Raw genomic sequence first — 4,665 nt, 5'->3', positions numbered from 1 at the left:
GCTTTTGCTGTAGCCCCAGCGCTATCGCATGGCGCTCCATCTCGCTCAGTTGTTCGTAGGTGTTCTTTGTCATGGGGCCTCAATTTTGAAGGGGTGTTGCACTTCAGATTTGAGGCCGCCAAGCGCTAGAGGCCATTTTGGCTTGAAGAAACCAGCCGTGTTCTTCTGCGCATGAACAGCAGCCCCGCCGCCACCGCCAGCAGCGGCAGCGCCACGGCGTTGATCGCCGTCCAGCCCACGCCGGCCAGCAGCGCGCCCGAGGCGAAGGACATGGCCGCCGCCACGCTGCCGTTGGCAAGCTGCATCAGCGCCTGGGCCTGGCCGCGCTCCTCGGGCGCGTGCGACTCGGCCAGCAGCGTGGTGCCCGCGATCACCATCAGGTTCCAGCCCGTGCCCAGCAGGAAGGAGCTGGCAAGGAATTCCGTGAACGCCGCGCCCGACAGCGCCACGCAGGCGCTGGCCGCCAGGCACAGCGTGCCCGCGGCGGCCACGGGGCGGCTGCCGACGCGGTCCACCAGCAGGCCCGAGAACAGCGCGGGCAAAAACATGCCGATCACGTGCCACTGGATCACCCGCGCCGCCGACGCGGCCGAGAAGCCGCAGACTTCCATCGCCAGCGGCGTGGCGTTCATCACCAAAATCATCAGGCCGTGGCCGATGGCCGTCATCACCACGGCGGCGCGCAGGCCGGGCCGCGCCAGCATCGTGCGCGCCACCGCCCAACCACCGGCAGCGGGGCGGGGCGCTACGCCCTCGCGCAGCCGCGCCATGGCCAGCCAGCCCAGCGCGGCCAGCGCCGCCATCGCCAGGTAGGCGCCCGCCAGCGGCGCGGCCAGCAGGTTGCGCGACCACAGCGCCAGCGGCGGGGCGAACACGGCAGCGCACAGCCCGCCCGCCACCACGCAGGCGGCGGCGCGGCCCTTCTGCGCGGGGTCCACCGCTTCCAGCGCGGCATAGGCGTAGTAGCCCGACGACGCCTGGTACGCGCCCACCGCCAGCGCGCCCACGCAGAAGATGGCGAAGCTGCCCCACTGCAGCCCCGCCATGCTGACCAGCGCGCCCGCCGCGCCGCACAGCGCCCCCGCCTGCAAGCCCGCGCGCCGCCCGCGCCGTTGCATGTACAGCGACAGCGGCTGCACCGACAGCAGGTAGCCCAGCACCAGCAGCGCCAGCGGCAGCGTCGCCAGTGCGGGCCAGGGCGCCAGCCGCGCCCCGGCGATCGAGGTCAGCGTGATGCCGATGATGGAACAGCCCCAATACAGGGCCTGGCCCGCGAACAGCAGGCGAACGGAAGCATTGCGCACGAGGAGCATGAAAGGTTCTTTCGGTAATGGGTGCGCCGGGTGGCGCGGGGGTGTCAGTCGGCGCCGAAGCGCTGGGCATACGCCTGCGGGCTGGCGGCGCGGTGCTTGTGCAAGCTGCGCCGCAGGTTCTCGGGGTGCTCGAATCCGCACAGCCGCGCCACGGTGGCAACGGATGCCTGGGCCTGGGCGAGCAGGGCGGACGCGGCCTCGACCCGCACGCGCTCCACGTAGCGGCCGGGCGTGGTGCCCAGCTCGCGCTGGAACACGCGCGTGAGCGTGCGCGGCGGCATGCAGGCGCGCTCGGCCAGGGCGTCCAGCGACAGGTCGCCGCCGAGCTGCGACGGGATCCATTCCAGCAGCGCCGCCAGCCGGGGCGCGTGCCGCGTCTCGGGCGCGAGCAACTGGCTGAACTGGGCCTGCCCGCCGGGGCGGCGCAGGAACATCACCAGCCGCCGCGCCACGGCCAGCGCCAGGGGGCGGCCCAGGTCGGCCTCGACCAGGGCCAGCGCCAGGTCGATGCCCGCCGTGACACCCGCCGAGGTGAACAGGTGGCCATAGACCGGGCTGCCCGCGTCGTAGGTGTGCAGGCAGTCGGCATCGACCTGCACCTGCGGGTGGTCTTGCCGCAGCATGTCCAGGCGGCACCAGTGCGTGGTGGCGCGCTGGCCGTCCAGCAGCCCGGCGCGCGCCAGCAGCAGCGCGCCGGAGCAGACGGAGCCCAGGCGCCGCACGCGGGGCTCGGCGCGGCGCAGCCAGTCTTGCAGGGCAGCGTTGTCCAGTTGGCCGACCACGCCGTCGCCGCCGGGCACGAGCACGGTATCCAGCCCTGTGGAATCGGTAGTGCCCCACGCGCCGTCGGCCACCAGCGCGAAGCCTGCCGAGGTGGCGACGGGGCCTGCCGCCTCGGCCAGCAGTTGCAGCGCATAGGCGGGCGGCAGGCCGTGGCCGGTGCGCTCGGCGTTGGCGGAGCCGAAGACCTGCATCGGGCCTACCACGTCCAGGCTCATCACGCCGGGGTAGAGCAGGCAGGCAACGGTGCGCGGGGGGTGGAAAGGCATGGCGCCAGTGTGCAGGCGCCCGCGCGTGGTCGCAATGACAATCGGCCCACACATTCGGCCACTTTGGGCCTGGGCACAAAAAAGCACCGCGCAAGGTGCCTTGTGGGGCGAGCCGTCAGGCCGTCAATCAGGCCGCAGCTTGCGTCTGCAGGTAGTTCTGCAGGCCGATCCTGTCGATCAGGCCGATCTGCTTTTCCAGCCAGTAGGCGTGGTCTTCCTCCGTGTCGCGCAGTTGGGCCAGCAGCATGTCGCGGCTCACGTAGTCGCCGTGCTGCTCGCACAGGGCGATGCCCTGTTGCAGCGCGGCGCGCACTTCGTACTCGGTGGCAAGGTCCTTGCGCAGCATGTCGGGCACGGTTTCGCCGGGGGTGAATTCGCTGGGGCGCATGTCGGGGCGGCCGCCCAGCATGAGGATGCGGCGCAGCAGCGCGTCGGCGTGCTGGGTTTCTTCCTGCATCTCGTGGTCCAGGCGCGTGAACAGCTTGGTGAAGCCCTGGTCTTCATAGATGCGCGAATGCGCGAAGTACTGGTCGCGCGCGGCCAGCTCGCCGCGCAGCAGGTGCTTGAGGTAATCGACGACTTGGGGGTGGCCCTGCATGGTGTTTTCCTTGTTCTGAATCAGGGAAGTATCGCGTGCGCGGCGCTTTTTGGGGGCAATGACCCCGTCCTGGCGCTCTGCATGCGCACGGGCATCAGAAGCGTTCTCATTGGGGCGCGGAACGCGCGGGCACAATACCGGCCACCATGCTGACCTACCCCCATATCGACCCCGTCGCCCTGCAGATCGGCCCGCTCGCCATCCACTGGTACGGGCTGACCTACCTCGCGGCCTTCGGCCTGTTCATGCTGCTGGGCATGCGCCGCCTCCAGCACGAGCCGTTCGCGTCCATCACCGGCCCCGGCGCGTGGACGCGCAAGGACGTGGAAGACATCCTGTTCCTGGGCGTGGCGGGCGTGGTGGCGGGCGGGCGGCTGGGCTACTGCCTGTTCTACAAGCCGGGCTACTACCTGAGCCACCCGCTGGAGATCTTCGCCGTGTGGCAGGGCGGCATGTCCTTCCACGGCGGGCTGCTGGGCGTGATCGCGGCCATGCTGTGGTTCGCGCATTCGCGCCAGCGGCCGTGGCTGCAGGTGGCCGACTTCGTGGCGCCCTGCGTGCCCACGGGGCTGGCGGCGGGGCGCGTGGGCAACTTCATCAACGGCGAGCTGTGGGGGCGCTTTGCCAGCCCCGACCTGCCCTGGGGCATGGTGTTCGCGCACAGCGGCTCCCTGCAGCCGCGCCATCCGTCGCAGGTGTACCAGTTCCTCATGGAGGGGCTGCTGCTGTTCGTGCTGCTGTGGCTGTACGCGCGCAGGCAGCGGCGCCAGGGGCAGGTGGCGGCGGCGTTCCTGTTCGGCTACGGCGTGTTCCGCTTCATCGCCGAGTACTTCCGCGAGCCGGACGCCTTCCTGGGCATTCTGTCGCTGGGCATGAGCATGGGGCAGTGGCTGTGCCTGCCCATGATCGTGGGCGGCATCGCGCTGTGGCTGTGGGCGCAGCGGCAGCCGGTGTCGCGGTAGAACGGCCTTCAGCGACCGGTTTTTACCTGGAGAGAAACCGCTCGCTTCCCAGCGCCCGCGCCAGCTTGGGCTCCAGCGGCAGCGGCTCGGCTTCCAGGCGGGCGGCCAGCAGTTCGCCGCACAGCAGCGCCAGCGTGAGGCCGCGCGCGCCCATGGCGGTGCTGATCCACAAATCGGGTTGCACGGAGCCGACGATGGGCAGGCGGTCGGGCGTGGTGCAGCGCACGCCGTTCCACGTGGGGCCGGTAAAGCCGCCTGCCAGTGCGGCGGCGGCGGCGGGCAGAAGTTCGGCGAGCTTGGCGGCGTTGGTGGCCTGGGCCTGGGCCTGTTCGGCGGGCGAGGGCGGGGCGGTCTGGTCGCGCTCGAAGGTGGCGCCCGCGTACCACGCGCTGTGGCCGCCGCCCAGCGGAACGTGGGCGATGAGGCTGCCGTGGCCGTTGACGGGGAAGGGTGGCAGCGCGGCGCTGGCGGGCTGCTCGCCGCAGGAGAGCTGGCCGCGCAGGGGATTGAGACGGTCTGGCCAGGATGCGTGGGGGGCCAGCAGCCGCGCGCTGGCGTGGCCGCCCGCGATGACGGCGATGGGGGCCTGGGCCAGCACCTGGCCCGTGGCGTCCAGCGCCTGCCAGCCGTGGGGCGTGGGCGTGAGCTGATCGACCGCGCAGCCGCCGCGCCATGCAATGCCCGGCTGTGCGAGCAGCGCGGCGGCGAGCCGGGCCGGGCGCAGCCAGCCCGCGCGGGCGTGC

General features: G+C 71.6%; 5 protein-coding genes. 1 reads left to right on the top strand and 4 read right to left on the bottom strand.

The genetic code is table 11. The annotated features are described in order from the left end of the window. Positions 1–125: 125 nt before the first annotated feature. The 3 genes from QM569_RS03850 to bfr all read right to left on the bottom strand — a co-directional run bounded on the left by QM569_RS03850 (position 126) and on the right by bfr (position 2,960). Entirely contained in the window at positions 126–1,313 is a 1,188-nt protein-coding gene (locus tag QM569_RS03850) for an MFS transporter (RefSeq protein WP_414985908.1), read from the bottom strand. Positions 1,314–1,357: 44 nt separating this feature from the next. After that, complete coding sequence (locus QM569_RS03845; RefSeq protein WP_414985907.1) at positions 1,358–2,362, bottom strand: GlxA family transcriptional regulator; 1,005 nt, start codon at positions 2,360–2,362, stop codon at positions 1,358–1,360. 127 nt (positions 2,363–2,489) lie between these two features. Continuing rightward, positions 2,490–2,960 (bottom strand): bacterioferritin, encoded by a 471-nt coding sequence (gene bfr / locus QM569_RS03840; RefSeq protein ID WP_414985906.1) that lies wholly within the window; start codon positions 2,958–2,960, stop codon positions 2,490–2,492. A 146-nt stretch (positions 2,961–3,106) separates the two neighbouring features. Between bfr and lgt the strand changes: the two genes are divergently transcribed. Next, positions 3,107–3,922 carry a prolipoprotein diacylglyceryl transferase gene (gene lgt / locus QM569_RS03835; RefSeq protein WP_414985905.1) on the top strand — a complete coding sequence of 272 codons (816 nt, stop codon included), beginning with the start codon at positions 3,107–3,109 and terminating at the stop codon, positions 3,920–3,922. 22 nt (positions 3,923–3,944) lie between these two features. On the opposite strand, the gene QM569_RS03830 is transcribed toward lgt, so the two are convergent. Further along, positions 3,945–4,665, bottom strand: a 721-nt coding sequence (locus QM569_RS03830; RefSeq protein WP_414985904.1) for an FAD-dependent oxidoreductase, incomplete at its 5' end; no start/stop codon positions are given.

The organism is Acidovorax sp., assembly GCF_047607405.1.
Classification (GTDB): domain Bacteria; phylum Pseudomonadota; class Gammaproteobacteria; order Burkholderiales; family Burkholderiaceae_C; genus Acidovorax.
Note: the sequence above shows the minus strand (reverse complement) of the source record. Positions and strands in the feature narration are given on the sequence as shown.

Coding starts and splice junctions, on each gene's coding strand:
- QM569_RS03850 (WP_414985908.1), bottom strand. CDS start 1,313: ATGCTCCTCGTGCGCAATGCTTCCGTTCGCCTGCTGTTCGCGGGCCAG.
- bfr (WP_414985906.1), bottom strand. CDS start 2,960: ATGCAGGGCCACCCCCAAGTCGTCGATTACCTCAAGCACCTGCTGCGC.
- QM569_RS03845 (WP_414985907.1), bottom strand. CDS start 2,362: ATGCCTTTCCACCCCCCGCGCACCGTTGCCTGCCTGCTCTACCCCGGC.
- lgt (WP_414985905.1), top strand. CDS start 3,107: ATGCTGACCTACCCCCATATCGACCCCGTCGCCCTGCAGATCGGCCCG.